Consider the following 26,247-nt stretch of genomic DNA (forward strand, 5'->3'; position numbering starts at 1 on the left):
GTACCGGGTTAAAGTCGAGAAAAACCGGGTTACCGGTCCAGATTTCAGATGTCCCGAAGAGGAGCTTTCTGTGCGCGCAATGGTGGTTACGGAACTGACCGGTCCCGAAGGAATTGTCGCGCAGGAGGTTCCCGAGCCCGCGGCCGAAGGTCTGGTCCTCATCGACGTGAAGGCCAGTGGCGTCTGCTTTCCGGACCTACTGATCACATACGGCAAGTATCAGATCCGCCCGGAACCGCCGTTCATTCCCGGAGCGGAGATATCGGGCGTCGTGGTCTCCGCGCCAGAGGGTTCGGGTTTCGCTCCGGGTGATCGTGTTCTGGCGGCCGCATATCTGGGCGGATATGCAGAGCGGATTGCCGTCAACCCGGCGCAGGTACTCCGAATTCCGGACGGACTCGCCTTCGACGAGGCGGCCTCACTGATCATCAACTATCAGACGATGGAGTTCGCGCTGGCTCGTCGCGCGAAGATCGTGGCGGGGGAGACGGTCGTCGTGCTCGGCGCTGCGGGCGGAGTCGGAACGGCAACCATCCAGCTGGCCAAGGCGCACGGTGCCCGGGTGATTGCCGTGGTGCGACGCGAGGGCGTCGAGGACTTCCTTCGTGAGCTCGGCGCCGACGAGGTGGTCGCGCTTGCCCCGGGATGGGGCGAGCGTATTCGGGAACTGACCGACGGCGTCGGCGCTCAGATCGTGGTGGATCCGGTGGGCGGCGACGCGTTCGACGACGCCGTCCGTGTTCTGGCACCCGAAGGACGACTTGTGGTGATCGGATTTGCCGGTGGCGGCATACCCGAGGTCAAGGTGAACCGGGTGCTGTTCCGGAACATCAGCATTGTCGGAGCCGCGTGGGGCGAGTTCACACGCACCAATCCCGAAGCGGTAGCCGAGGTGCACGCATCGCTGGTAGAACACGTCCGAAACGGCTTGCGACCCCTGGTCAAGGCACGGTATCCCCTTGCCGATGCAGCAGTTGCCCTGGCTGATCTCGAAAGCGGCAAAGTTCTCGGAAAGGCCATCTTGCTGCAGGAATGATTCTTTGCAACGTGATGGTGGTCACCAATTAATAAGTTGCAACATGTTTTCATTTGGGCAATAGTTGCAACCGCACTACCATTTGCCAGGTGATCGCTTCCGATTCTGATGACCTGTATGGAGCACTCGACGAGTTGTTCACTCGCCTGATGAGCGCCGGTGATTCGGAGTCGATCGATGCGTTGATCGAGCTGGATCTCTCGTTCTCTCAGGTGCGTGTGCTGTTCGTACTTGCACAACGTGATGCGGCTATCCCGATCAACGAGGTTGCCGACGAGCTTCGGCTCTCGGTGGCAGCCACGGGACGAAACATCGATCAGCTCGTGAACATGGGCCTGGTCGATCGCCGTGAAGACGAGCGGGACCGACGCGTCAAGCGGGTTTCCTTGTCGGAGGCCGGTCGTAAGGTGACGACCAACCACATCGAGTGCAAGCGTGGCCAGCTTCGCGAATTCGCGTCGCGCGTTCCAGAGCCAGAGCGGATTCGTTTGTTCGAGGCTCTCAAGCCCATTCTCGCGGGTGATTATCTGCGAGCACTCAACCAGGAGACTTCGCGATGACATCGCCGAACGCGCCGGCACCGGCGTCCGACAAACTTGACGGGGCGGTCCTCAAGATCGCTTCCGTGGTGGTGCTCGGCGCCATCATGTCGATTCTCGACGTAACCGTGGTGAGTGTCGCGCTCACCACATTTGCCGAGGACTTCCAGACTTCGTACGCCACCGTCGCATGGACGATGACGGCATACACACTCGCCTTGGCGACGGTCATCCCGGTCACCGGCTGGGCAGCAGATCGATTCGGTACCAAACGCCTGTACATGACCGCTCTGGTGCTGTTCGTTCTCGGTTCAGTCGCCTGTGCGATGGCGTGGGACATCACCTCGCTGATCGGCTTCCGTGTGCTCCAGGGCCTCGGTGGCGGCATGTTGATGCCGCTCGGCATGACGATCATGACCCGGGCTGCCGGCCCGGACCGTGTCGGTCGGGTCATGGCCGTGCTCGGTATCCCGATGCTGCTCGGCCCCATCGGGGGCCCGATTCTCGGTGGCTGGCTGATCGAGGCCGCGAGCTGGCACTGGATCTTCCTCATCAACCTGCCGATCGGCATCATCGCCCTGGCAGCTGCATTCATCATTCTGCCGTCAGACAAGGCAAAGCCTTCGGAGTCCTTCGACTTCCTCGGCATGATCCTGCTGTCGCCCGGCCTCGCGCTGTTCTTGTTCGGTGTGTCGTCCATCCCCGAAGTGGGAACCGTTGCCTCGGCCAGGGTTCTGGTGTCGGCCGGTATCGGTCTGGCGCTGATCATCGCCTTCGTGTTCCACGCGCTGAACAAGGATCACCCGCTGATCGACCTGCACCTGTTCAAGAACCGTCAGTTGAGCACTGCCGTCATCACGACGTCGCTGTTCATCGTCGCGTTCATGGGCGCCGGACTGCTCTTCCCGAGTTACTTCATTCAGGTCGGCGGTCACACCACGCTCGCTGCCGGATTGTTGATGGCTCCGCAGGGTCTCGGTGCCATGGTCACGATGCCGATTGCGGGCCGACTGGTCGACAAGATCGGCCCGGGCAAGATCGTCCTGACCGGATTGCCGTTGATTCTCATCGGTTTGGGTGTGTTCACACAGGTCGCCTCGGATTCCCCGACGTGGTTGCTGATGGGCGCGCTGTTCGTCATGGGCCTCGGCATGGGTTGCACCATGATGCCGCTGATGACCGCAGCAATTGTGACGCTCTCCAACGAGCAGATCGCTCGCGGTTCCACCCTGATGAACATCGTTCAGCAGACTGCAGGTTCGATCGGTACCGCTGTGATGTCGGTGGTTCTCACCAACCAGCTCCTCGATCGTGGCCTCGATACGACGATGGTCGGGGCGGCGTCGCACATTCCGACCGAGCCGGGTAGCCCGCAAGAGTCTGCGGCCGAGTCGATTCTCAGCGCAGCGTCGGACGCATTCGGCAACACCTTCCTCGTGGCCACCGTATTGATCGTCCTGACCCTCATCCCGGCGTTCTTCCTGCCGCGGAGCAAGACCACCAGGCCGGTGGCCGAAGGCGAGACGGCAACGCCGATCGTTATGCACTGACCGGTTTCCGGTACCAGGTTTGACCAGGTGAGGGCGGCACACATCATGTGTGCTGCCCTCACCTTTTGCCGTGGAATACAGCAGGATGGTTGAATGTTTGATGAGTTACATGCAAACGCATGGATCTAGTTCGCGGAGGAGCAACCATGCAGTTCGGAATCTTCACGGTCGGCGACGTCACCACTGATCCCACGACTGGGGTCACGCCCACCGAGCACGATCGCATCAAGGCCATGACGACCATCGCCAAGCACGCAGAGGAAGTCGGACTCGACGTCTTCGCGACCGGCGAGCATCACAACAAGCCGTTCGTTCCGTCGTCACCGACGACGATGCTCGGATACATCGCTGCTCAGACCGAGAAGATCACGCTGTCCACGTCCACGACGCTGATCACCACCAACGACCCGGTGAAGATCGCCGAGGACTACGCGATGCTGCAGCACCTCGCCGAGGGGCGCGTCGATCTGATGATGGGACGCGGAAACACCGCGCCGGTATACCCGTGGTTCGGCAAGGACATTCGCGCCGGAATCCCGTTGGCGCTCGAGAACTATCAACTTCTTCGCCGGCTGTGGGACGAGGAGGTCGTGAACTGGCAGGGGGAGTACCGCACACCGCTGCAGGGATTCACGTCCACTCCGCGCCCGCTGGACGGCATCGCCCCGTTCGTGTGGCACGGGTCGATTCGCAGCCCCGAGATCGCGGAGATCGCGGCCTATCACGGTGACGGATTCTTCGCGAACAACATCTTCTGGCCGAAAGAGCACTACATCGAGCTGATCAAGCTCTATCGCCAGCGTTACGAGCACTACGGCCACGGGTCCGCGGATCAGGCGATCGTCGGACTCGGCGGTCAGGTCTTCATGCGCAAGAACAGTCAAGACGCGGTCAAGGAATTCCGTCCGTATTTCGACAATGCCCCTGTGTACGGCCACGGACCTTCGCTCGAGGAGTTCACCGAGCAGACCCCGTTGACGGTCGGTTCCCCCGAACAGGTCATCGAGAAGACCTTGGCTTTTGCCGATTTCTTCGGTGACTATCAGCGCCAGTTGTTCTTGATGGATCACGCGGGTCTTCCGCTCAAGACAGTGCTCGAGCAGCTCGATCTGCTCGGTGAGGAAGTTGTTCCGGTTCTGCGCCGTGAGTTCTCGGCCAGGCGCCCCGCCCATGTGCCGGACAACCCGCCTACTCACGCGTCGATGAAGGCGGCTCGTGAGGCAAGCAGTGTCACTGCCTGACGCACAACAGACAGAGACTCCGGTCAGCACCACCGAGCTCGCCACCGACGCCTGGGAAGCCTTGTTTCGCGCCCAGGTGTCGGTGATGCGGCGGCTCTCTGCCGATGACGTCTGGGATCAGGTGACGATGCGCGAGTACGACGTGCTGTTCACGCTCAGTCTCGCGCCGCGGAACTGTCTGCGCTTACATGACCTGAATTGGGAGATTCTGTTGAGTCAACCGTCGCTCAGCCGCCTGGTGGAGCGGCTGGAAGGCGAAGGATTGGTATCGAGAAGTGTTGATCCGCGTGACCGTCGCGGCACGATCGTGCAACTCACCGAAGCGGGTGCAGCGCTGCAGAAATCAGTGGGTCGCCGGCATGCGGCAAGTATTCGCCGCCACGTCGGACCGGCGTTGGACGCGGACGAACTTCGACTGTTGGCCGAATTGTGCACGCGTCTGCGTCTCACGCAGGCATGACCAGAGGCAGGATGGACGATATGAGCAACCTCGAAGCGCAACCCGTCGAGCAGGAATGCGAAGGCAATCCGGTCGAGAGCGAGATTCAGATTCTCACCCCGCGCGACGTGCCGCTCGGTGGCCCGCGGGCAATGCGAGTGCGACGCACCCTTCCGCAGCGCGAGCGTTCGCTGATCGGGGCGTGGTGTTTTGCCGATCACTACGGGCCCGACGATGTCGGCAATGGACCAGGCATGCATGTGCCGCCGCATCCGCATACTGGATTGCAGACGGTCAGTTGGCTGTTCACCGGAGAGATCGAGCACCGTGACAGCATCGGCTCCCATGCGATGGTGCGGCCGGGCGAACTGAATTTGATGACGGCCGGGAGCGGGATCGCACACTCCGAGGTGTCGACGCCGAACACGAGGGTTCTGCATGGGATGCAGCTGTGGGTGGCGCTTCCGGACGCGGCGCGCGAGACCGCACCCGCATTTGTTCACTACCGGCCCGAGCCGGTGACCATCGGCGGCGCCACGCTCAGTGTGTTCCTCGGCTCGCTCGCCGATGACTCGTCTCCGGTGTCGACCTTCACCGAATTGTTGGGCGCCGAGGTGATTTTGGATCCTGGCGCCGAGATTGCCCTCGACGTCGATCGTTCACATGAGCACGGGGTGATCGTCGATCAAGGATCGGTTGTGCTACGCGGAACCACCGTCGGCTGGGCTGAGTTGGGTTATCAAGCAACGGGTTTCGGGAAACTGACTCTGCGCAATCCGGGTTCCGAACCCACTCGACTGCTACTTCTCGGCGGTAAACCGTTGGGAAAGCAAGTCATCATGTGGTGGAACTTCATGGGCCGTACACACGAAGAGATCGTCGAGTATCGACGTAAGTGGCAGGCCGAACTGGCCTCCGGATTCGACGGCAGCGTCCAGGATCAGCGTTTTGGTGTCGTGCCGGGATACGACGGTCCGGCGCTGTCGGCGCCCGAGTTGCCGAACAGTACGTTGCGGCCCCGCGGTTAGTCGCGCAACGTGATGACGCTGACCGTTCCCTGACCTGCGGCGCACAGGGTTTTACTGCCGTCCTCGGCTACTGCGAAAATGTCGCAGCGGGCGAGGGCCTGGGATCTGCTCTTGCTGTTCACGCGCGCCCGCGCCCGGAGCAGTGCTCCGCACGCGGGACGCAGGTAACTGATGGTGAATTCTGCGGTGACGATGCTGGACCCGAGGACGCTACCGGCCGCGAAGGTCAGGGGGCGCTGAACGGTTGAGCTGCCTGGACCTGTTGCGCCAGTTCGAGTTTTGCAGACGTCGATCAGGCCTGCTCGATGTCCTGGTGGGCCTTGGCGAGCATCAAGTAGCCGGCGCCGTTGGCGGTGATACCGGCCTTTTCGCCTTCGGAGAGTTCACGTTTGACCTTGGCGGGCACACCGGCTACCAGTGATCCAGGCGGGATCTGCATTCCCTGAGACACGACGGCACCGGCCGCGATCAGCGATCCCGAACCGATGTGCGCGCCGTTGAGCACCACGGCGCCCATGCCGACGAGCACGTCGTCTTCGACGGTGCATCCGTGCAGCACCGCGTTGTGGCCGACCGAGATTCGTTCGCCCAGTACCGCGGGGAACGTCGGGTCGGCGTGAACCGTGCAGTTGTCCTGAATGTTGGTGTCCGCGCCGATGGAGATCGACTCGGAGTCGCCGCGGATAACCGCGCCGTACCAGATGCTGGCGCCCGCAGCGATGGTCACCGCGCCGACAACGGTGGCGTTGGGCGCGATGAACGCGCTTTCGTCGATCTGCGGGGTGTTACCGAGAACGGTGGCGATGATCGGGTTGGTCATGGTTCTCCTGTGCGTTGGAATGACGTGCTCTGACGGTACCTGGACTATTTCGGTGTGGGTTTTCGATTCATGACGACCGTCCCGACACCCGCGGTTACCACCAGTCCGATGGCCACGAGTGTGAACGCATCGAGCGTTTGCCCGATCACGAGAACTCCGGCCAGCGCCGCCGCAGCGGGTTCGAGGGCGATGAGGACGGCAAAGACCTTCTTGGCCAGCGAGCGTAGGGCCCACATCTCCAAGCTGTACGGGATGACGGACGAGAGGATGGCGACGGCCGCGCCGGCGGCGAGCATCTTCGGATCCAGCAGTTCACTCCCGCCGGAGACGACGCCGAAGGGGAGCGTCAATACCGCCGCGACGATGCTTGCGCCCGCCAACCCGTCGGCGCTCGGGAGCGTCGCTGCCAGGTGAGAGCCTGCCACGATGTAGCCGGCCCACGCGGCAGCGGCGATCAACGCGAACATCACCCCGATCGGGTCCAAACCGGATTCGCCGTGATCGCCCAGCCCCAGCAGCAACACTCCGCCGAAGGCGAGCAGCACCCATGCTCCGTCGGCCCACCGACGAGACAGAACTGCGGCCAGGGTGAGCGGTCCGAGGAACTCGATGGTGACGGCGGTGCCGATAGGCACCGTCTCGAGGGCGAGGTAGAAGGCACCGTTCATCACGGCGAGGGCGATGCCCAGCGCGAAGATACCCTTGCGCTGTCGGTTCGACCACCGGCTCCATCGCGGGCGGACGACGACGCCGAGGATGATCGCGGCGATCGTCAGTCGCAGCGTCGTGGCGCCGGCAGGTCCGATCTGCGAGAACAGTGTCGTCGCGAATGCCGCTCCGAACTGGAGCGACAGTATCGAGGTGAGGACTGCGCCGACTGGCAGTAGCTGACTGCCGGTCTTCATTCTCCGGTGAACTCAGGACTACGACGTTCGAGCATGGCCGCGACGGCTTCGTGGTGATCGCGGGTGTGATGGGCGATCGACTGCATGGCGGCCGAGAGTTCGAGCAGGCTCTCGAGGCTTTGGTGCTGGCCCTCGCGAAGCAGTTTCTTGGTCATCCGGAGTACCTGCGGGGGATTGGCCGCTACCCGCGCTGCCAGGGCATGCGCTGCGGAGAGCAATTCCTCGGGCTCGGTGACTTGCGAGACCAGCCCCCAGTCGAGTGCCTTCGCCGCATCGATCGGTTCGCCGGTGAATGCCATCTCGGCGGCGCGAGCGTTGCCGATCGCGCGGGGGAGCAGCCACGCTCCGCCGTCGCCGGGGATGAGTCCTACCTTGACGAAGCTCTCGGCGAAGACCGCCGCCGTCGACCCGATGCGGAGGTCGCACATGAGCGAGAGATCGCAGCCCGCTCCGATGGCAGGTCCGTTGACGGCTGCGATGGTCGGCACCTCACACGTGTACAGCGCGAGTGGAATGCGCTGGATGCCATGCCGGTAGCCCTGGCGGATCTCGCCGGGCGCGCCACCGAACATGCCTTCCTTGTCTCGCATGTGTTTGACGTTGCCACCGGAGGAGAAGGCTGACCCGGCTCCCGTGAGGATGACTGCGCGCACACTCTGATCTCGGTTCACCGCGGTGACCGCGTCTTCGAGAGCTTCGATCATGTCGATCTCGGAGATCGCGTTGCGGGTGTCCGGACGATTGAGGGTCCACGTAACCACATCGCCGGTTCGCGAGATCAGTACGGCGTCGCTCATGGGTGCTCCTGGTAGTCGATGGCGGTTGAGCTCAGTCTCTCACCACAAGAATTCGCAATAACAATCATTCGTGCTTGATTTTTATGGGTGCGAGTGTGATGCTGGTCGCATGGCCGAACTTCAGACGTTCATCGATGACTTGCGGGCCGAAGGCGAGAGCCTCGATGCCCTGGTTGCAGATCTGCCCGAGGAGAAGTGGGCGACACTGACGCCTGCGGAAGGGTGGACAATCGCGCATCAGATCGGGCACCTGCACTGGACGGACAGTGCCGCGATCCTTGCGATTACCGACCCGGACGGGTTCGCGGAGCAGTTGAAGGCGGCATTCGTGAATCCGGCGGGGTTCGTCGACGACGGGGCGGCCGAGCAGGCTGCCCGCCCGCCTGCGGAGTTGCTGGCCGATTGGCGAGCGGGGCGCACTGCTCTCGTCGAGGCGCTCACCGCAGCGCCGGCCGGCACCAAGTTTCCCTGGTACGGCCCGCCTATGGGCGGAGTCTCCATGGCAACCGCGCGGTTGATGGAGACGTGGGCACACGGACAGGACGTTGCCGATGCCCTTGGCGCCGAACGCGCCCCGACGGCGCGCATCAAGAACATCGCTCACCTGGGTGTGCGGACGCGGAACTTCGCGTACTCGGTCAATGAAAAGACGCCGCCCGCCGAGGATTTCCGGGTTGAGTTGACCGCGCCGGACGGGTCGGTTTGGACCTGGGGGCCGGAAGATGCGTCGCAGAAGGTGACCGGGTCGGCGTTGGACTTCTGCTTGCTGGTCACTCAGCGGGCCCATCGCGCTGATCTCGACCTGGTCGCCGTGGGTGCCGACGCAGACGAGTGGCTCGGGTTCGCGCAGGCGTTCGCGGGACCCAGCGGCGAGGGACGAGCTGCCGTTGGATCCGGCCGCGAGGGACGAGAAGCGGAGGTGGATAAATGAGTTCGGTACGGATCGGTAACTGTTCCGGTTTCTACGGCGATCGCGTCTCGGCGATGCGCGAGATGCTCGAGGGCGGCGAACTCGACTACCTGACCGGCGACTACCTGGCCGAACTGACGATGTTGATCCTCGGCCGGGATCGGATGAAGGACCCGTCGCTCGGCTATGCGAAGACGTTCCTGCGGCAGGTGGAAGACACCCTCGGACTTGCGCTCGACAAGGGCGTGAAGATCGTCGCGAATGCCGGCGGTCTCAATCCCGCCGGACTGGCCGACGCGCTGCGCGAGGTCAACACCAAGCTGGGGTTGAACGCGAAGATCGCCCACGTCGAGGGCGACGATCTGGTCTCTCGGGCAGACGAACTCGGACTCGGCTCCCCGCTGACGGCCAACGCGTACCTCGGCGCCTGGGGCGTCGTCGAAGCATTGTCGGCCGACGCCGATGTCGTGGTCACCGGTCGTGTCACCGACGCGTCGGTGATCGTCGGTCCAGCCGCTCATCACTTCGGTTGGAAGCGAGATGATTTCGATCAGCTGGCCGGTGCTGTCGCAGCGGGCCACGTCATCGAGTGCGGAACCCAGGCCACCGGCGGCAACTACGCGTTCTTCACAGAGGTTCCGAATCTGGGCCGGCCAGGCTTCCCGATCGCCGAGATCAACGCGGACGGATCTTCGGTCATCACCAAGCACGCCGGAACGGACGGCGAGGTGAGCGTCGGCACCGTGACGGCGCAGCTGTTGTACGAGATCACGGGTGGACGCTACGCAGGCCCGGACGTGACCACCCGCATCGACAACGCGGTGCTCACCCAGGAAGGCCCGGATCGGGTGCTGATCAGCGGCGTCACGGGAGAGGCCCCGCCGCCGCAGTACAAGGTCTCGCTGAACACGCTGGCCGGGTTCCGCAACGAGGCCACTTTCATTCTCACCGGTCTCGACATCGAGGCCAAGGCTGATCTGGCGAAGACTCAACTCGAATCCTGGCTGACAAAGAAGCCGGCCGAACTGGTCTGGACTCTCGCTCGCACGGATCACCCGGATTCCGACACCGAGGAAACCGCGAGTGCGTTACTGCGCTGCGTGGTTCGCGACTCCGACCCCAAGGTGATCGGTCGTCCCTTCTCTGCGGTTGCGGTGGAAATGGCGCTTGCCAGTTACCCAGGCTTCTCGCTGACCGCGCCGCCGAGCAACGGCCAACCGTACGGGGTGTTCACCCCCGGCTACGTCGACGCGGGATCGGTGCCTCACGTTGCCGTACTTCCAGACGGCACTCGCGTGGACATCGCTCCTTCGACGCTGACGCAGGACCTCGAACCGGTCGACGAACCCGAGCGGCCGCAGCCCTTGCCGCCTCAGTCTTCGCTCTCGGTGCCGCTCGGCACTATCGCCGGTGCGCGCAGTGGAGACAAGGGTGGAAACGCCAACGTCGGAGTCTGGGTTCGCACAGACGAGCAGTGGAAGTGGTTGGCGCACACTCTGACCGTCGAAATGCTCAAGGAACTGCTACCGGAAGCAGCAGACCTGAACGTCACTCGCTACCAGCTGCCGCACCTTCGTGCCGTCAACTTCGTGATCGAGGGAATTCTCGGTCAGGGTGTGGCCTCGCAGGCGCGGTTCGATCCGCAGGCCAAGGGAATTGGTGAATGGCTGCGCTCGCGCCACATCGACATCCCGATTTCGCTACTCCCCGTAACTGACGAGAAAGAGGATTCACGGTGACCGTGTGGACCACACCGGAAAGGCTTGCGCTTCGCGAGACCGTACGCGGATTCGTGAACCAGGAGATTCTGCCGCATCTGACGCAGTGGGAGCGCGACGGCGAGATTCCGCGCGAATTGCACCGCAAGGCAGGCGCTCTCGGCCTCCTCGGGGCCAGTGCGCCCGAATCGGCGGGCGGTGAGGGCGGCGACGCCGTCGACTCCATCGTGATCTGTGAGGAGATGCATCAGGCTGGTGCGTCGGGCGGGCTGTTCGCCTCGCTGTTCACCTGCGGCATCGCGGTGCCGCACCTGATCGCGGCCGGCGACGAGGCGCAGATCGAGAAGTGGGTCAAGCCGACCCTGCGCGGCGACAAGATCGGCTCGCTCGCCATCACCGAACCCGGCGGAGGCAGCGACGTCGGACACCTGACAACCACAGCCAAGCGCGACGGCGACCATTACGTAGTCAACGGCGCGAAGACGTTCATCACCTCCGGTGTTCGCGCAGACTTCGTCGTCACGGCCGTGCGTACCGGTGGCCCTGGCGCGGGTGGCGTCTCGCTGCTCGTGATCGAGAAGGGCACACCGGGATTCACGGTCTCGCGCAAACTCGAGAAGATGGGCTGGCGTGCATCGGATACCGCGGAGCTGTCCTTCGTCGACGCCCGGGTTCCGGTGGAGAATCTGGTCGGGGCAGAGAACAGCGGCTTCGCGCAGATCGCGCAGGCCTTCGTTTCCGAGCGCGTCGCCCTCGCTGCGCAGGCGTATGCCAGTGCCGAGCGATGCCTCGAGTTGACCCTCGAATGGTGCCGCGCCCGCGAGACTTTCGGACGCCCACTGATCAGTCGGCAGGCCGTGCAGAACACCGTCACCGAGATGGCCCGCAAGATCGACGTCGCCAAGGTGTACACGCACTCGGTGATCGAGCGGTACATGGCCGGTGACGGCGATCTGATCGCTGAGGTGTGCTTCGCCAAGAACACGGCGGTCGAAACGGGTGAATGGGTTGCGAACCAAGCCGTTCAGCTGTTCGGCGGCCTCGGATACATGCAGGAAAGTGAAGTGGAGAGGCAGTACCGGGACATGCGAATTCTGGGAATCGGTGGCGGAACCACCGAAATCCTCACCGGCCTCGCGGCCAAGCGATTGGGGTATCAGTCATGAGTGTCATTCGGTCAACACTGGACACCAATTCCGAGGTGTACCAGACCGCAACATCGACCATGAACACCAAGCTCGCCGAGATCGAGGTCGAGCACGCCAAGGCGTTGGCGGGCGGTGGCGAGAAGTACACCGAGCGTCACCACAAGCGGGGAAAGCTCCTGGCACGCGAGCGGATCGAGCTTCTGCTCGATCAGGATTCACCGTTTCTCGAACTGTGCCCCCTCGCTGCGTGGGGGAGTGACTTCCCGGTCGGCGCCAGCACCGTGGTCGGTATCGGCGTCGTCGAAGGTGTCGAATGCCTGATCGTCGCCAACGATCCCACCGTGCGCGGCGGCACCAGCAATCCATGGACGCTGCGTAAGGGATTCCGCGCGAACGACATCGCGATGCAGAATCGCCTTCCGGTGATCTCGCTCGTCGAGTCCGGTGGCGCAGACTTGCCGACGCAGAAAGAGGTGTTCATTCCCGGTGGCCGGATGTTCCGTGACCTCACTCAGCTGTCCGCAGCCGGAATCCCCACCATTGCACTGGTCTTCGGTAACTCGACGGCCGGCGGCGCGTACATCCCGGGCATGTCCGACCACGTCGTGATGATCAAGGAACGCTCCAAGGTGTTCCTCGCTGGCCCGCCGCTGGTCAAGATGGCCACCGGTGAGGAATCCGACGACGAGGCACTCGGCGGCGCCGAAATGCACGCTCGCAAGTCCGGCCTGGCCGATTACTTCGCCGCCGACGAGCAGGACGCAATCCGCATCGGGCGCTCGATCGTCAAGCGGCTCAACTGGACCAAGAAGGGGCCGGCACCCCGCGCCGAGATCATCGAACCGCTCGAGGATCCGGAAGAGTTGCTCGGCATCGTTCCGGCCGACCTGAAGATCCCGTTCGATCCGCGTGAGGTCATCGCTCGTATCGTCGACGGTTCCGACTTCGACGAGTTCAAGCCGCTCTACGGTTCCTCTCTCGTGACCGGCTGGGCGGAGCTGAACGGCTACCCGATCGGCATCCTGGCCAACGCACGTGGAGTGCTCTTCAGCGAGGAATCCCAGAAGGCCACGCAGTTCATCCAGCTCGCCAACCGTTCCAACACGCCGTTGCTGTTCCTGCACAACACCACCGGCTACATGGTGGGTAAGGAATACGAGGAGGGCGGCATGATCAAGCATGGATCGATGATGATCAATGCGGTTGCCAACTCCAAGGTTCCGCACATCTCGATCCTGCTCGGAGCGTCGTACGGCGCCGGTCACTACGGCATGTGCGGACGGGCGTTCGATCCGCGATTCCTCTTTGCCTGGCCCAGTTCCAAGTCCGCCGTCATGGGTGGTGCGCAGCTCGCCGGCGTCATCTCCATCGTGGGACGCGCTGCTGCCGAGGCCCGCGGCCAGGTTTTCGACGAGCAGGCTGATGCCGGTATGCGCGCGATGATCGAGAACCAGATCGAGGCCGAGTCACTTCCGATGTTCCTGTCCGGGCGTCTGTACGACGACGGCGTCATCGATCCCCGAGATACCCGCACCGTGGTGGGAATGTGCCTGTCGGCCATTGCCACCGCCCCGATCGAAGGCACCGAGAACTTCGGCGTCTTCCGTATGTGAGGCACGCCGTGACAATCACTTCTGTACTGGTCGCCAATCGTGGCGAAATCGCCCGCCGTGTCTTTGCAACCTGCCGCAGGAACGGAATCGGCACGGTCGCGGTATTTTCCGACGCAGATGCCGACAGTCCGCACGTCGCCGAAGCCGACGCGTCCGTTCGGCTGCCGGGTAACACGCCTGCCGAGACCTACCTGCGGGGTGAGCTCATCGTCGCCGCCGCCAAGGCTTCGGGCGCCGACGCGATTCACCCCGGCTACGGATTCCTCTCCGAGAACGCGGAGTTCGCGCGCAGCGTCATCGACGCGGGGCTGACGTGGATCGGTCCGCCCGTCGAATCCATCGAGCTCATGGGATCGAAGGTCGAGTCCAAGAAGATCATGGACGCGGCCGGAGTTCCGGTGCTGTCCGAACTCGATCCCGCTGCGGTGACCGACGCTCATCTTCCGGTGCTCATCAAAGCGTCGGCGGGCGGCGGCGGACGCGGAATGCGTGTCGTTCGTGAATTGTCGGCGCTGGACGGCGAACTGGAAGCGGCGCGGCGTGAGGCGCAGTCCGCCTTCGGCGACCCGACGGTCTTCTGCGAGCGCTACCTCGAGACCGGTCGGCACATCGAGGTTCAGGTCATGGCCGACCGGCACGGCGGCGTGTGGGCGGTGGGCGAGCGCGAGTGCTCGATCCAGCGTCGACACCAGAAGGTCGTCGAAGAGGCACCGTCGCCGCTCGTGCAACGCATCCCCGCCATGCGCGACAAGCTCTTCGACGCCTCGCGGCTCGCAGCCAACGCCATCGGTTACGAAGGCGCAGGAACCGTTGAATTCCTGGCTGACGAAAAAGGCGACTTCTTCTTCCTGGAAATGAACACGCGTTTGCAGGTAGAGCATCCGGTCACGGAGTGCACCACCGGCCTCGATCTGGTGGAACTGCAATTGCAGGTCGCTTCAGGTGAAGTACTTCCGGACGAACAGCCGGAGATCCGTGGGCATTCGATCGAGGTGCGCCTGTACGCCGAGGATCCCGCCAAGAACTGGCAGCCGCAGAGTGGAACCGTTCACCACATCGAGTTGCCTGGTGACGTGGCAGAATTCAGTGTTCTGCGCGAGCCGGGCGTTCGGCTCGATTCCGGCGTCGTTGACGGCAGTGTTGTGGGCGTCCACTACGATCCGATGCTGGCCAAGGTCATCTCGTATGCGCCGACCAGAACGGCAGCTGCGCGGCTACTCGGATCGACGCTGGCGCGCACCAGGATTCACGGCCTGCGTACCAACCGGGACCTGCTCGTCAACGTCCTGGGCCACCCGGCCTTCATTGCCGGAGACACCGATACGGCGTTCTTCGAGACCCATGACCTCGAGAAGTTGTCAACGCCTCTGGCCGACACCGACGCCGAAAGGCTTTCGGCGCTGGCGGCGGCACTTGCCGATGCCGCTCACAACCGGGCGTCGGCGCGCGTCATCGGCCGCTTGCCCAGCGGGTGGCGCAACCTCCCGTCGCAGCCGCAGAGCAAGAGCTACTCCACTGCGTCGGGCGACTACGACATCCGATACTCCCTGAGCCGAAGCGGGGTGCTGAGCGCAGAAGGCTTCGACGACGTGAGCCTGGTATCGGCAACTGCTGCCCGAGTCGTGCTCGAGCAGAGCGGAGTACGGCGTTCGTTCGACGTGGCGGCCTACGGGAGTGAGATTTTTGTCGACTCCTCGCTGGGGCCCGTCGCGTTGACGGCAGCACCGCGCTTCGTGGATCCGTCGGCGGAAGTCGCGGCCGGTTCGTTGCTCGCTCCGATGCCGGGATCGGTTATCCGCCTCGGTGCCGCACTCGGTGACACCGTCACTGCCGGCCAGCCGATTCTGTGGCTAGAGGCCATGAAGATGGAACACACCGTCACCGCGCCGACTGCCGGTGTCCTGGTAGAACTTCCGGTCGCTGTCGGCCAGCAGGTCGAGGTCGGATCGGTACTCGCACGTGTGGAAGAACCCGCTACAGAAGAGGAAGCATGATGAGTTTCATCGAAACCGAAGAGCAGAAGGAACTGCGGGCATCCGTTTCCAAACTGGGTGAGCGCTTCAACTACGTCGACTACGTGCTGCCAAAGGCGCGCAAGGGTGAGCCGCTCACCGAATTGTGGAACGAGGCGGGCAAACTCGGATTCCTGGGCGTCAACCTGCCGGAGGAATACGGCGGCGGCGGTGCCGGTATCTACGAACTCGCGCTGGTGCAGGAGGAATTGGCGGCACAGGGCGCCGGTCTGCTTCTGGTTGTCGTATCCCCGGCCATTTGCGGCACCATCATCGGCAAGTACGGCACGGCGGAGCAGAAGCAGCAGTGGCTACCCAGCCTCGCCGACGGCTCCAAGATCATGGCGTTCGGAATCACCGAGGCCGACGCGGGTTCCAACTCTCATCAGATCACCACGACGGCACGCAGGGATGGCGACGACTGGATCCTGAGCGGCAACAAGATTTACATCTCGGGTGTCGATCAGGCTGATGCGGTTCTCATCGTCGCGCGCACCGAGGACTCCAAGACCGGCAAGCTCAAGCCCGCTCTGTTCATCGTCCCCACGGATTCTCCCGGATTCGTGAAGACGCAGATGGAGATGGACATCATCGAACCGGACCACCAGTTCATCCTGTTCCTCGACGACGTGCGCCTGCCGGCCGACGCTCTGGTCGGTGAAGCTGATGCCGCCCTGATGCAGTTGTTCGCCGGCCTCAATCCGGAGCGCATTCTGGGTGCGTCGATGGCGATCGGTATGGGCCGTTACGCCCTCAACGCTGCGGTGAAGTTCGCCAACGAGCGAACGGTGTGGAAGACGCCGATCGGTGCGCACCAGGGTATTTCGCACCCTCTCGCGCAGGTGAAGATCGAACTCGAACTCGCCAAGCTGATGATGCAGAAGGCCGCGGTGCTCTACGACAGCGGTGACGATTTCGGTGCTGCCGAAGCCGCGAACATGGCGAAGTACGCGGCCGCCGAGGCCAGCATCAAGGCACTCGATCAAGCGATTCAGACGCACGGCGGCGCAGGTCTGACGAAGGAATACGGACTGGCTGCCATGCTCGGCGCGGCACGTATCGCCCGCGTTGCCCCGGTCAGTCGCGAGATGATCCTCAACTTCGTCTCGCAGCATTCCCTCGGTCTGCCGCGGTCTTACTAGACGGTCTCACGAGAAAGGGCGAACCATGACGGACGAGGACAAGCCATACGTACGGTACGAAGTAGCGGGCGGTGCGGCCACGATCACTCTCGACTCACCACACAACCGCAATGCGATCTCGGCGCGGTTGGTCACGGAGTTGCAGGCTGGGCTGACGTCAGCGGCCGCCGATCCGGAAGTTCGAGCGGTGGTGCTCACCCACACCGGTGGAACATTCTGTGCGGGAGCCGATCTCAGTGAGGCCTCCGGTTCGTCCGCATCACCGGAGGAGACCGTCAAAGAGCGCGGGAGGGGAATGTTGACGCTCTTGCGCAGCATTCTCGAGCTTCCCAAGCCGGTGATCGGGCGGATCGACGGACACGTCCGGGCCGGAGGCATGGGTCTTGTCGGGGCGTGCGACATCGTCGTGGCCGGACCGGCGAGTACTTTCGCCGTGACGGAATCACGGTTGGGTTTGGCAGCGTCCATCATTTCGCTCACGGTCCTACCGAGGCTCGACCAACGATCTGCGAGCCGTTACCTGCTCACCGGAGAGAAGTTCGGCCAGCACGAGGCCGAATCCATCGGACTCGTCACCGCCGCGTCGCAGGACACGGGGGAGTCGATCACCGAACTACTCGGCACCTTGCGCCAATGTTCACCGCAGGGGCTGGCCGAATCGAAGTGGATCACGACGCGTTCGGTCCTGGCCGGATTCGACCGGGACGGCGAGGAGATGATCGCGCAGTCGGCTCGGCTGTTTTCGTCCGAGGAGGCTCGTGAGGGCATGATGTCTTTCTTGCAGAAGCGTCCAGCGGCCTGGGCGCAGTAGAAACTGCGCACTGGAACACAGAAGCACTGGAACACAGGAGTAGAAGGGATGGCGGCGCGATGACTCGAGAACCCAAGCAGGACCGAAGTCGAGTCACGCGCTCCCACCTGCTCGAAGTGACGGTGGAATGTCTCGCCGAACTCGGATGGAGCGCAACGACGATGAGCGTCGTCGCGCAGCGTGCCGGGGTGTCCAGAGGTGCGATGCAGCACCACTTCCCGACTCGCGAGGACCTCATCACCGCGGCGCTCGAGGTGATGTTCGACGCCCGGATGGATCAGGCACGAAAGGAATCGACCGATCTTCCGGTGGGAGCCGGACGAACCGAGGCGATCATTTCGCGGCTGGTCGAGTACTACACCGGGACCCTCTTCAAGGCAGCACTGCAGGTGTGGACGGCCGCCGCCTCCGACCCCGACCTGCGTGCCCGCGTGCTGCCCCTCGAGGAACGGTTCGGGCGCATCGCGCACCGGATGGCCGTCGAGAGTCTGGGTGTCGACGACTCCGATCCGGTGACGCATCGCCTGGTCCAGGCGACACTGGACCTCGCCCGAGGGCTGGGGCTGGCTGACGTACTCACCGACGACTCGCGCCGGCGCACCGAGGTGGTCAAACAGTGGGCGGCGCAATTGGATTCCACGCTGGTTCGGGTACCGGTCGCAACCCCCTGAATCGGTAGCGGCGCGTCCGCCGCCGCTGCGCGAGGCATGTACGTGGCGTGTGTCGGGGGCCACCGAGAAGTACAGTCGGCTCCATGGCCGCACGCACTCTCACTTCGATCGGGACTTCGGTATTGGTCTCGGCTGCCGTGCTCTCGGCGGTGGTCGGCTGCAGCTCTGACGACGGGTCTGCCGATCGGCCGGGGGGCGGCGCCACTTCGCCGGCGCTCGCACCCACCGCTCCCGGTCCGATGTTCGCCGAATGCGGCTCGGTGACCGACGAAGAAGTTGTCAACGCCTTCAATCTCGGCACTTTTGCGACGACGACGCGCAACGGCGTCGGTTGCCAATGGGAGGTCGCCGGTTCGAACGGCCCGAGCGTCAGTTTCTCCTGGTACCGCGGAAGCCCGATCGGCCGTGAACGGGCAGGGTCCGACCTGCTCGGACGTCCCGCTGACGACATCACGATCGGTGGTCACCAGGGCTTCATCGCGTCCACAGCGGGTTCGTTGTGCGAGCTGGGTATCGCCTTCGGCGGAGACTTCGTGCACTGGTCGATCACCTACGGCTTGTTGCCTCCGACCACTGATCCGTGCGCGGTGGCACGGGATCTGATGGAAAAAACAGTTTCGAGGGCACAGTGAAGGGCGTAAGGATCGGACTCGCCCTGGTGGGGTCGATGGTTCTACTCACGGGCTGCGGCTCGGTGGTCACCGGGACTCCCCGCGCGGAGGGCAGCTACCGCGGTAGTGACAGCCAGGAATTCGCGAACGTCCTCCAAGAATGCGAAGCGGTCACCGACGAGCAGATCGCCGGCGCCGTGGGTGCCGACGCCGTCGGGCGTGGGTTCTTCGGCGCTATCTGCCGTTGGGACGGCATCGGGGCTGCGGGTCCGATCAAGATCACCTTCAATTGGTTCGAGACGGGCACCCTCGATCACGAGCGCGCTGCATTCGAACATCTGGGATACGTGGTGGCGAAGATCGACATCAACGGCAGTGGCGGGTACCAGGTCCGCCAGCCGGCCGATCCGCAGAGTTGCGGGGTGAGCGCGAGCGCGCCGGCCGGGGGAGTGTTCGGGTGGTGGGTCACCGAGCCGCAAGGCGGAGCGGATCCGTGCGAGGCCGCGGCAAAGCTCGGCGGGTTGACGTTGAACCGGAGCATCTGAGCGCGACCGTTCTGACTGCTTGGTCCAGCTATGCGGTCTGCGCATGCGGCCAGAGTGTCTGGTCAGAGCATGAGGCCACTATCACCGGGGCCTCACTTTGACCTTGTGGCGCGCCGACAGGTATCGTTATGGGTCGTGTCCGGCATGCCCGGGCCGATCTGTGTGCCTAGCTAGGTATTGCCGTGCGCGCGTTCGAGCAGAATTTGCTGATGAACGAGCATCCGGCTGCCTGTGTGGGGGTATGCGACACGCCCGACCTCGGGGGTGGTGCACGGCGCGAAAGTGCTGAGTACAGACTCTGAGGTGGGTGAGGAGCAGCAGCTCTCTTGCTCCAACTGCTAGATCCCTAATTTCAGAACAGCCACGTTTTCGAACGGCCCGAGTTCGCTCGAGCAGTCTGTTCGTCACAAGAAAGCCGGTAAATGCCAACCATCAACCAGCTGGTCCGCAAGGGTCGCCGCGACAAGACCGCCAAGGTCAAGACGGCAGCCCTCAAGGGCAGCCCGCAGCGTCGTGGCGTGTGCACTCGCGTGTACACCACCACCCCCAAGAAGCCGAACTCCGCGCTCCGTAAGGTCGCACGTGTTCGCCTCACGACTTCGGTCGAGGTCACCGCGTACATCCCCGGCGAAGGTCACAACCTTCAGGAGCACTCCATGGTGCTCGTCCGTGGCGGTCGTGTGAAGGACCTCCCGGGTGTCCGTTACAAGATCATCCGCGGCTCCCTCGACACCCAGGGTGTCAAGGGTCGCAAGCAGGCACGCAGCCGCTACGGCGCCAAGAAGGAGAAGAGCTAATGCCACGTAAGGGCCCCGCTCCGAAGCGCCCGCTCATCAACGACCCGGTTTACGGCTCCCCGTTGGTGACGCAGCTCGTCAACAAGATCCTGCTGGACGGCAAGAAGTCCACCGCAGAGCGAATCGTGTACCAGGCTCTCGAGCAGGCACGCGAGAAGACCGGCACCGATCCGGTCGTCACCCTCAAGCGCGCCCTGGACAACGTCAAGCCTGCACTCGAGGTTCGTAGCCGCCGCGTCGGTGGCGCTACCTACCAGGTGCCGGTCGAGGTTCGTCCCGGTCGTTCCACCACGCTGGCACTGCGCTGGCTGGTCACCTTCTCGCGTGCACGTCGTGAGAAGACCATGGTCGAGCGTCTCGCCAACGAGCTCCTCGATGCCAGCAATGGCCTCGGTGCAGCTGTGAAGCGTCGCGAAGACACTCACAAGATGGCCGAAGCCAACAAGGCATTCGCCCACTACCGCTGGTGATGTAAAGCGTCGGAGCAACTGCCATCGGGTGGGGCTCCGACGCTTGTCGCCGTTGGCGAACCTGATCATCTCGCCGGTTTCCGGACGCAGGTGGCCAGGTGCGCCTCGGCAGAGACATAATTGAAAGACCATGGCCTTGACGGTGGAACACACCGGATACGGCCGACACCCGAAAACCAAGCAACGAGCGGGGAAGAAACCTGTGGCACAGGAAGTGCTGACTGACCTGAACAAGGTCCGCAACATCGGCATCATGGCGCACATCGATGCCGGCAAGACCACCACCACCGAGCGCATCCTGTTCTACACCGGTGTCAATTACAAGATCGGTGAGACGCACGACGGTGCGTCGACGACGGACTGGATGGAGCAGGAGAAGGAACGCGGCATCACGATCACGTCTGCCGCCGTGACTTGCTTCTGGAACAACAACCAGATCAACATCATCGACACCCCCGGCCACGTCGACTTCACGGTCGAGGTGGAGCGGTCGCTGCGCGTGCTCGACGGCGCAGTTGCTGTCTTCGACGGTAAGGAAGGTGTCGAGCCGCAGTCCGAGCAGGTTTGGCGTCAGGCTGCCAAGTACGACGTTCCGCGCATCTGCTTCGTCAACAAGATGGACAAGATGGGCGCGGACTTCTACTTCACAGTCCAGACCATCATCGACCGTCTCGGCGCGAAGCCGCTCGTTCTCCAGCTGCCCATCGGCGCTGAGGACGACTTCGACGGCGTCGTCGACCTGGTCGAGATGCGTGCCATCACCTGGCGCGGCGTGGTTCCGACCGGTGCACTGCCGACCATCGAAGAGATCCCCGCGGACCTCGTCGAGAAGGCTGCAGAGTACCGCGAGAAGCTGCTCGAAACCGTTGCCGAGTCCGACGAAGCTCTCATGGAGAAGTACTTCGGCGGCGAAGAGCTCACGGTTGAGGAAATCAAGGGCGCCATCCGCAAGATGACGGTCGCTTCCGAGCTGTACCCGGTCATCTGTGGCTCCGCGTTCAAGAACAAGGGCGTTCAGCCCATGCTCGACGCAGTCATCGATTACCTGCCGAACCCGCTCGACATCGGCGAGGTCGTCGGCCACAAGCTCGGTGACGAAGAAGTAGAGATCACTCGCAAGCCGAGCAAGGAAGAGCCGTTCTCGGCTCTCGCCTTCAAGATCGCTGCTCACCCGTTCTTCGGCAAGCTGACCTTCGTCCGCGTGTACTCGGGTCGTATCGATCCGGGCGCTCAGGTGCTCAACGCAACCAAGGGCAAGAAGGAGCGCATCGGAAAGCTCTTCCAGATGCACGCCAACAAGGAGAACCCGGTAGACGAGGCCGTAGCCGGCCACATCTACGCGATGATCGGCCTCAAGGACACCACCACCGGTGACACCTTGTGCGATCAGGCGAGCCCCATCGTCCTCGAGTCGATGTCGTTCCCCGCGCCGGTCATCCAGGTCTCCATCGAGCCCAAGACCAAGTCCGACCAGGAAAAGCTGGGCGTCGCGATCCAGAAGCTGGCCGAAGAGGATCCGACCTTCTCGGTCGAACTCGACGAAGAGACCGGCCAGACCGTCATCGGCGGTATGGGCGAGCTCCACCTCGACATCCTCGTCGACCGTATGCGTCGCGAGTTCAAGGTCGAGGCGAACGTCGGTAAGCCGCAGGTTGCGTACCGCGAGACCATCACCAAGAAGGTCGAGAAGCACGACTACACCCACAAGAAGCAGACGGGTGGCTCGGGCCAGTTCGCAAAGGTCATCATCGCCCTGGAGCCTTTCGTGGGCGAAGACGGTGCTACCTACGAGTTCGAGAACAAGGTCTCCGGCGGACGTATCCCGCGCGAGTACATCCCCTCCGTGGATGCCGGTGCGCAGGACGCGATGCAGTACGGTGTTCTCGCCGGCTACCCGCTCGTGAACCTGAAGCTGTCGCTGCTCGATGGTGCTTACCACGACGTCGACTCCTCGGAAATGGCGTTCAAGGTTGCCGGTTCGCAGGCACTGAAGGAAGCCGCCCGCAAGGCCGGCCCCGTCATTCTCGAGCCGCTCATGGCTGTCGAGGTCACAACGCCCGAGGAATACATGGGCGACGTGATCGGCGACCTCAACTCCCGCCGTGGCCAGATCCAGGCCATGGAGGAACGCAGTGGTGCCCGTGTCGTGAAGGCGCTGGTTCCGCTCTCGGAGATGTTCGGTTACATCGGTGACCTGCGGTCGAAGACCCAGGGCCGTGCGAACTTCTCCATGGTGTTCGATTCCTACGCAGAGGTTCCCGCGAACGTCTCGAAGGAAATCATCGCCAAGGCGACGGGCGAGTAAGCACAGCGAGCTCCCCAGCCCGCGCCGGTATGTGACCTCGGTTTCTTCCGGCACGAAGCACGACCAAGTAACAACCAACCGCACTGCTGCATACGGCAAGCAACAACAGTCCAGGAGGACACAAAGTGGCGAAGGCGAAGTTCGAGCGGACGAAGCCGCACGTGAACATCGGCACCATTGGTCACGTCGACCACGGCAAGACCACGACGACGGCGGCCATCACCAAGGTTCTCGCGGATGCATTCCCCGACCTGAACGAGGCTTCGGCCTTCGATCAGATCGACAAGGCTCCCGAGGAAAAGGCTCGTGGCATCACGATCAACATCTCGCATGTTGAGTACCAGACGGAAAAGCGCCACTATGCGCACGTCGATGCACCGGGTCACGCCGACTACATCAAGAACATGATCACCGGCGCAGCTCAGATGGACGGCGCTATCCTCGTCGTCGCAGCTACCGACGGCCCGATGCCCCAGACGCGCGAGCATGTCCTGCTCGCTCGCCAGGTCGGCGTTCCTTACATCCTCGTCGCCCTGAACAAGGCCGACATGGTTGACGACGACGAGATCCTCGAGCTCGTCGAGATGGAGGTCCGCGAACTGCTGGCCGCTCAGGAATTCGACGAGGAAGCCCCCGTCATTCCGATCTCGGCACTCAAGGCACTCGAGGGTGACCCGAAGTGGACGCAGTCCATTCTCGACCTGATGGCTGCTGTCGACGAGTCCATCCCGGACCCGGTCCGCGAGACGGACAAGCCCTTCCTCATGCCCGTCGAGGATGTCTTCACGATCACCGGCCGTGGCACCGTTGTCACCGGTCGTATCGAGCGCGGCTCGGTCAACGTGAACGAGGAGGTGGAGATCGTCGGCATCAAGGAGACCTCCACCAAGACCACCGTCACGGGTATCGAAATGTTCCGCAAGCTGCTCGACTCGGGCCAGGCCGGCGACAACGTCGGACTGCTCGTTCGTGGCATCAAGCGTGAAGATGTCGAGCGTGGACAGGTTGTCGTCAAGCCGGGCACCACGACTCCCCACACGGAGTTCGAGGGCCAGGCATACATCCTGTCGAAGGACGAGGGCGGCCGCCACACCCCGTTCTTCAACAACTACCGCCCGCAGTTCTACTTCCGTACCACGGACGTTACGGGCGTCGTGACGCTGCCTGAGGGCACCGAGATGGTCATGCCCGGTGACAACACCGAGATGTCCGTCAAGCTCATCCAGCCTGTCGCCATGGACGAGGGCCTGCGCTTCGCAATTCGCGAAGGCGGCCGTACGGTCGGCGCCGGCAAGGTTGCCAAGATCATCAAGTGAGACTCTTGTCTCGCTAGCTGATTCACAGCACTAGAAAAGGCGCTCATTCCCTTCGGGGAGTGAGCGCCTTTTCTGTGTCTGTTATCAAGTGGTCTGTGACCAGGTGCCTGTTTGCTTCTTACCTACTTGATGGCTTCGACCCGGTCGAGATGCAACAGAACCTGCACTGCGACGGGTGAGCCGTCGAGGCTTCGCCTGGTTGCGCCGGCGATGCGTTCGGCCGAAGCGGTGAATCCGGCGACGTCGATCGCCGGGTCTGCGGTGACGACAATCGACAGCGTCGGCAGGCCGCGATCGATCGTCGCTTTGCTCCTGGTGCTTCGCACGCCGCTCAGCTGGGCTAGTTCGGCAGCTACACCGTCGGCAACGGGTCCGAGATCCACGCTGACGTCGGTACCGGATTCGTTGTGCCGTAATGTGACCGCGCTCGTTCGGCGCCGGCGAAGGTTCAGGTACAAAAGCCCGAAACCGGTGACGACGCAGAGAACAAAGGTGCCAGACAGGACCCAGTGCCACCAAGGCTGCTCCGGAAGGCCGAAGAGGACTTCCCGATCAAGCCGTGACACCCAGGTTCGAATCAGCGAGGCACCCGCGTCCCACGCGATGGCGTATGCGCCGGCCGCAAGCAACGCGATTCCGACAATGAGGACGATGGTCCGATCGACCGCGGAGATCCAACGGTTCACGAGGCGTCCTTTCGTCGTACGGCAGCTTCTCTCACGACCACCGAAAGTTGCAGTGGCTGCTGCAGTATCGCGAGGTGAGGCCGGACTGCCGAATCGACGGACGCGGCAAGTTGGGCGCGATCGCCACCGGTGGATTCGACGTGGACTTTGACGTGTTTGCGGTCGACGCTGGTGTGAGCCGAGCCGACGCCGGGAACGATCGCTGCGTGGCTACTGCACAGACGTGCGATGTCCGTCGGTCGCATCCATACCGTCGATGCGCCCGGGTTGCCCAGTGGGACATGGGTTTTAGCGCGGCGTTTGACCGCCGACATGATCAGGACCACACCTGCGACGACGGCAGCGATTGCCACTGGAAGCAGCCACGATTGCCAGTGCAGACGAGACGTCCATTCCACGGAGTTTCGGATCCAGGGTGCCGATTCGAAAGTTCCACGGTTGATGAACCATTCGCGAGAGACCACGAACGCGAGCGCGAGTAGGCCGCAGGCGATGACGACGGCGGAGACCGCGGCGGCCGGGTTCGCGGAGGGAACTCGCGGTGGAATCGGATCTGAGAGCGCCTCCTGTGCAGGGTCTTCCGCGATCTCGACGCCGGAAACGCAAGAATCGTCGGTGCCCTCGGTTGCTGCGATCATGACGTTCATGTCGTGGAGGGGCAGGCCGGTCAGCGACTCGACGCTGCGTCCGACTTCCGCTCGCACGCGCCCGGTCAGTTCGGTGACCGAACACGGCCAGGACACGGCGAGAAAGAGGTTGATGGCGACGGCGTCGCTGCCCATCGAGATGTCGGCTCGCGGAAGGTCGCGTCCGGTCAGGCGGGTCAAACCGCCGGACTGGCGGACCACTCCGGGGACGTTTACCGCTGCGGCCGTGGCGATCTTGGCCATCGCCCGGTCCTTGATGACCAGCGAACCGCGTAGGCCGGGATCGTCTGCCGCGCTCGAATCAACTGGCTCAGCCACGGCCACGGCTTCGAAGGATCGCGCCGAGATCGAGATGTCCGTCGCGGTGTGCTCCGATCGCCATACCGGCGGCGCCGAGCAGGACTGCGAAGACGAATCCGCTGAATCCACCCATGATTCCGGCGAGCGCAAGGAGTAGACCGACCAGCAGTCCGACGGTGGTGCTGTTCAT

The 26,247-nt window shown here is 63.3% G+C and carries 27 protein-coding genes; 20 read left to right on the plus strand and 7 right to left on the minus strand.

Translation table 11 applies throughout. The annotated features are described in order from the left end of the window. Window positions 1–70: 70 nt before the first annotated feature. From R4P65_RS01235 to R4P65_RS01260, 6 genes are all read left to right on the plus strand, one after another. Window positions 71–1,036 carry an NADPH:quinone oxidoreductase family protein gene (locus R4P65_RS01235; protein WP_317825169.1) on the plus strand — a complete coding sequence of 322 codons (966 nt, stop codon included), beginning with the start codon at window positions 71–73 and terminating at the stop codon, window positions 1,034–1,036. Window positions 1,037–1,125: 89 nt separating this feature from the next. Beyond that, window positions 1,126–1,596, plus strand: coding sequence for a MarR family winged helix-turn-helix transcriptional regulator (locus R4P65_RS01240; protein ID WP_003941890.1), 471 nt, complete (start codon window positions 1,126–1,128; stop codon window positions 1,594–1,596). Beyond that, the gene (locus R4P65_RS01245; RefSeq protein ID WP_317825170.1) at window positions 1,593–3,125 is read left to right on the plus strand and encodes a DHA2 family efflux MFS transporter permease subunit; all 1,533 of its coding nucleotides are present in this window, start codon (window positions 1,593–1,595) and stop codon (window positions 3,123–3,125) included. The genes R4P65_RS01240 and R4P65_RS01245 overlap by 4 nt, the downstream gene beginning before the upstream one ends. A gap of 146 nt (window positions 3,126–3,271) precedes the next feature. Beyond that, window positions 3,272–4,366 (plus strand): LLM class flavin-dependent oxidoreductase, encoded by a 1,095-nt coding sequence (locus R4P65_RS01250; RefSeq protein WP_317825171.1) that lies wholly within the window; start codon window positions 3,272–3,274, stop codon window positions 4,364–4,366. Further along, a complete protein-coding gene (locus R4P65_RS01255) occupies window positions 4,353–4,826 on the plus strand; it encodes a MarR family winged helix-turn-helix transcriptional regulator (protein ID WP_317825537.1) in 474 nt (157 codons plus the stop codon). Before R4P65_RS01250 ends, R4P65_RS01255 begins: the two co-directional genes overlap by 14 nt. Window positions 4,827–4,846: 20 nt before the next feature. Next, window positions 4,847–5,833: a pirin family protein gene (locus R4P65_RS01260; protein ID WP_317825172.1), complete on the plus strand. Its 987-nt coding sequence runs from the start codon at window positions 4,847–4,849 to the stop codon at window positions 5,831–5,833. Here the strand turns inward: R4P65_RS01260 and R4P65_RS01265 are convergent. Genes R4P65_RS01265 through R4P65_RS01280 form a run of 4 tightly spaced genes read right to left on the minus strand, consistent with a single transcriptional unit; the run spans window position 5,830 to window position 8,355 of the window. Then, complete coding sequence (locus tag R4P65_RS01265; RefSeq protein WP_317825538.1) at window positions 5,830–6,129, minus strand: PaaI family thioesterase; 300 nt, start codon at window positions 6,127–6,129, stop codon at window positions 5,830–5,832. The genes R4P65_RS01260 and R4P65_RS01265 overlap by 4 nt on opposite strands. Continuing rightward, window positions 6,126–6,653: a gamma carbonic anhydrase family protein gene (locus R4P65_RS01270; RefSeq protein WP_317825173.1), complete on the minus strand. Its 528-nt coding sequence runs from the start codon at window positions 6,651–6,653 to the stop codon at window positions 6,126–6,128. Before R4P65_RS01270 ends, R4P65_RS01265 begins: the two co-directional genes overlap by 4 nt. 44 nt (window positions 6,654–6,697) lie before the next feature. Next, a complete protein-coding gene (locus R4P65_RS01275) occupies window positions 6,698–7,558 on the minus strand; it encodes an EamA family transporter (RefSeq protein ID WP_317825174.1) in 861 nt (286 codons plus the stop codon). Continuing rightward, window positions 7,555–8,355, minus strand: a complete 801-nt coding sequence (locus R4P65_RS01280) for a crotonase/enoyl-CoA hydratase family protein (RefSeq protein ID WP_230812173.1) — start codon at window positions 8,353–8,355, stop codon at window positions 7,555–7,557. Before R4P65_RS01280 ends, R4P65_RS01275 begins: the two co-directional genes overlap by 4 nt. A gap of 109 nt (window positions 8,356–8,464) precedes the next feature. Here R4P65_RS01280 and R4P65_RS01285 point away from each other — a divergent pair, with 109 nt between their 5' ends. The 14 genes from R4P65_RS01285 (at window position 8,465) to tuf (ending at window position 24,424) form a co-directional block, all read left to right on the plus strand. Continuing rightward, window positions 8,465–9,286 (plus strand): TIGR03084 family metal-binding protein, encoded by an 822-nt coding sequence (locus tag R4P65_RS01285; RefSeq protein ID WP_317825175.1) that lies wholly within the window; start codon window positions 8,465–8,467, stop codon window positions 9,284–9,286. Then, entirely contained in the window at window positions 9,283–11,004 is a 1,722-nt protein-coding gene (locus R4P65_RS01290) for an acyclic terpene utilization AtuA family protein (RefSeq protein ID WP_317825176.1), read from the plus strand. Before R4P65_RS01285 ends, R4P65_RS01290 begins: the two co-directional genes overlap by 4 nt. Next, window positions 11,001–12,149, plus strand: coding sequence for an acyl-CoA dehydrogenase family protein (locus R4P65_RS01295; RefSeq protein ID WP_007728404.1), 1,149 nt, complete (start codon window positions 11,001–11,003; stop codon window positions 12,147–12,149). Before R4P65_RS01290 ends, R4P65_RS01295 begins: the two co-directional genes overlap by 4 nt. Next, window positions 12,146–13,744, plus strand: a complete 1,599-nt coding sequence (locus R4P65_RS01300; protein WP_019744291.1) for an acyl-CoA carboxylase subunit beta — start codon at window positions 12,146–12,148, stop codon at window positions 13,742–13,744. The genes R4P65_RS01295 and R4P65_RS01300 overlap by 4 nt, the downstream gene beginning before the upstream one ends. Before the next feature lie 8 nt (window positions 13,745–13,752). Continuing rightward, window positions 13,753–15,738 carry an acetyl/propionyl/methylcrotonyl-CoA carboxylase subunit alpha gene (locus R4P65_RS01305; RefSeq protein WP_317825177.1) on the plus strand — a complete coding sequence of 662 codons (1,986 nt, stop codon included), beginning with the start codon at window positions 13,753–13,755 and terminating at the stop codon, window positions 15,736–15,738. Then, window positions 15,738–16,898 carry an acyl-CoA dehydrogenase family protein gene (locus R4P65_RS01310; protein ID WP_029536739.1) on the plus strand — a complete coding sequence of 387 codons (1,161 nt, stop codon included), beginning with the start codon at window positions 15,738–15,740 and terminating at the stop codon, window positions 16,896–16,898. Before R4P65_RS01305 ends, R4P65_RS01310 begins: the two co-directional genes overlap by 1 nt. A 25-nt stretch (window positions 16,899–16,923) precedes the next feature. Further along, window positions 16,924–17,709 (plus strand): enoyl-CoA hydratase family protein, encoded by a 786-nt coding sequence (locus R4P65_RS01315; protein WP_317825178.1) that lies wholly within the window; start codon window positions 16,924–16,926, stop codon window positions 17,707–17,709. Between the two features lie 59 nt (window positions 17,710–17,768). Next, complete coding sequence (locus R4P65_RS01320; RefSeq protein ID WP_003942008.1) at window positions 17,769–18,380, plus strand: TetR/AcrR family transcriptional regulator; 612 nt, start codon at window positions 17,769–17,771, stop codon at window positions 18,378–18,380. 83 nt (window positions 18,381–18,463) lie between these two features. Further along, window positions 18,464–19,012 (plus strand): DUF3558 domain-containing protein, encoded by a 549-nt coding sequence (locus R4P65_RS01325; RefSeq protein ID WP_317825179.1) that lies wholly within the window; start codon window positions 18,464–18,466, stop codon window positions 19,010–19,012. A gap of 35 nt (window positions 19,013–19,047) precedes the next feature. Then, on the plus strand, window positions 19,048–19,536 hold the full coding sequence (locus R4P65_RS01330) for a DUF3558 domain-containing protein (RefSeq protein WP_230812179.1): 489 nt from the start codon (window positions 19,048–19,050) through the stop codon (window positions 19,534–19,536). Window positions 19,537–19,958: 422 nt separating this feature from the next. Further along, window positions 19,959–20,333: a 30S ribosomal protein S12 gene (gene rpsL / locus R4P65_RS01335; RefSeq protein WP_003941908.1), complete on the plus strand. Its 375-nt coding sequence runs from the start codon at window positions 19,959–19,961 to the stop codon at window positions 20,331–20,333. Further along, a complete protein-coding gene (rpsG, locus tag R4P65_RS01340) occupies window positions 20,333–20,803 on the plus strand; it encodes a 30S ribosomal protein S7 (RefSeq protein ID WP_003941856.1) in 471 nt (156 codons plus the stop codon). Before rpsL ends, rpsG begins: the two co-directional genes overlap by 1 nt. Window positions 20,804–21,005: 202 nt before the next feature. Continuing rightward, on the plus strand, window positions 21,006–23,108 hold the full coding sequence (gene fusA, locus R4P65_RS01345; protein ID WP_003942073.1) for an elongation factor G: 2,103 nt from the start codon (window positions 21,006–21,008) through the stop codon (window positions 23,106–23,108). A gap of 125 nt (window positions 23,109–23,233) precedes the next feature. Next, a complete protein-coding gene (gene tuf / locus R4P65_RS01350) occupies window positions 23,234–24,424 on the plus strand; it encodes an elongation factor Tu (protein WP_019744283.1) in 1,191 nt (396 codons plus the stop codon). Between the two features lie 122 nt (window positions 24,425–24,546). On the opposite strand, the gene R4P65_RS01355 is transcribed toward tuf, so the two are convergent. The 3 genes from R4P65_RS01355 to R4P65_RS01365 are packed head-to-tail and all read right to left on the minus strand — an operon-like array spanning window position 24,547 to window position 26,247. After that, the gene (locus R4P65_RS01355) at window positions 24,547–25,110 is read right to left on the minus strand and encodes a hypothetical protein (RefSeq protein WP_317825180.1); all 564 of its coding nucleotides are present in this window, start codon (window positions 25,108–25,110) and stop codon (window positions 24,547–24,549) included. Beyond that, complete coding sequence (locus tag R4P65_RS01360) at window positions 25,107–26,081, minus strand: DUF6286 domain-containing Asp23/Gls24 family envelope stress response protein (RefSeq protein ID WP_411742500.1); 975 nt, start codon at window positions 26,079–26,081, stop codon at window positions 25,107–25,109. Before R4P65_RS01360 ends, R4P65_RS01355 begins: the two co-directional genes overlap by 4 nt. Then, window positions 26,068–26,247, minus strand: coding sequence for a hypothetical protein (locus R4P65_RS01365; protein WP_003942043.1), 180 nt, complete (start codon window positions 26,245–26,247; stop codon window positions 26,068–26,070). The genes R4P65_RS01360 and R4P65_RS01365 overlap by 14 nt, the downstream gene beginning before the upstream one ends.

Origin of the sequence: Rhodococcus sp. IEGM 1318, from assembly GCF_033142465.1 — a bacterium.
In the GTDB taxonomy this organism is placed as follows: domain Bacteria; phylum Actinomycetota; class Actinomycetes; order Mycobacteriales; family Mycobacteriaceae; genus Rhodococcus_F; species Rhodococcus_F qingshengii_B.

Bases quoted from the DNA above. Each gene is read 5' to 3' on its own strand.
- R4P65_RS01310 (WP_029536739.1), top strand. From the start codon at position 15,738: ATGAGTTTCATCGAAACCGAAGAGCAGAAGGAACTGCGGGCATCCGTT.
- R4P65_RS01315 (WP_317825178.1), top strand. From the start codon at position 16,924: ATGACGGACGAGGACAAGCCATACGTACGGTACGAAGTAGCGGGCGGT.
- R4P65_RS01285 (WP_317825175.1), top strand. From the start codon at position 8,465: ATGGCCGAACTTCAGACGTTCATCGATGACTTGCGGGCCGAAGGCGAG.
- R4P65_RS01275 (WP_317825174.1), bottom strand. From the start codon at position 7,558: ATGAAGACCGGCAGTCAGCTACTGCCAGTCGGCGCAGTCCTCACCTCG.
- R4P65_RS01280 (WP_230812173.1), bottom strand. From the start codon at position 8,355: ATGAGCGACGCCGTACTGATCTCGCGAACCGGCGATGTGGTTACGTGG.
- R4P65_RS01330 (WP_230812179.1), top strand. From the start codon at position 19,048: ATGGTTCTACTCACGGGCTGCGGCTCGGTGGTCACCGGGACTCCCCGC.
- R4P65_RS01365 (WP_003942043.1), bottom strand. From the start codon at position 26,247: ATGAACAGCACCACCGTCGGACTGCTGGTCGGTCTACTCCTTGCGCTC.
- rpsL (WP_003941908.1), top strand. From the start codon at position 19,959: ATGCCAACCATCAACCAGCTGGTCCGCAAGGGTCGCCGCGACAAGACC.
- R4P65_RS01290 (WP_317825176.1), top strand. From the start codon at position 9,283: ATGAGTTCGGTACGGATCGGTAACTGTTCCGGTTTCTACGGCGATCGC.
- R4P65_RS01250 (WP_317825171.1), top strand. From the start codon at position 3,272: ATGCAGTTCGGAATCTTCACGGTCGGCGACGTCACCACTGATCCCACG.
- R4P65_RS01320 (WP_003942008.1), top strand. From the start codon at position 17,769: ATGACTCGAGAACCCAAGCAGGACCGAAGTCGAGTCACGCGCTCCCAC.
- R4P65_RS01270 (WP_317825173.1), bottom strand. From the start codon at position 6,653: ATGACCAACCCGATCATCGCCACCGTTCTCGGTAACACCCCGCAGATC.
- R4P65_RS01260 (WP_317825172.1), top strand. From the start codon at position 4,847: ATGAGCAACCTCGAAGCGCAACCCGTCGAGCAGGAATGCGAAGGCAAT.
- R4P65_RS01245 (WP_317825170.1), top strand. From the start codon at position 1,593: ATGACATCGCCGAACGCGCCGGCACCGGCGTCCGACAAACTTGACGGG.
- R4P65_RS01300 (WP_019744291.1), top strand. From the start codon at position 12,146: ATGAGTGTCATTCGGTCAACACTGGACACCAATTCCGAGGTGTACCAG.
- rpsG (WP_003941856.1), top strand. From the start codon at position 20,333: ATGCCACGTAAGGGCCCCGCTCCGAAGCGCCCGCTCATCAACGACCCG.
- R4P65_RS01325 (WP_317825179.1), top strand. From the start codon at position 18,464: ATGGCCGCACGCACTCTCACTTCGATCGGGACTTCGGTATTGGTCTCG.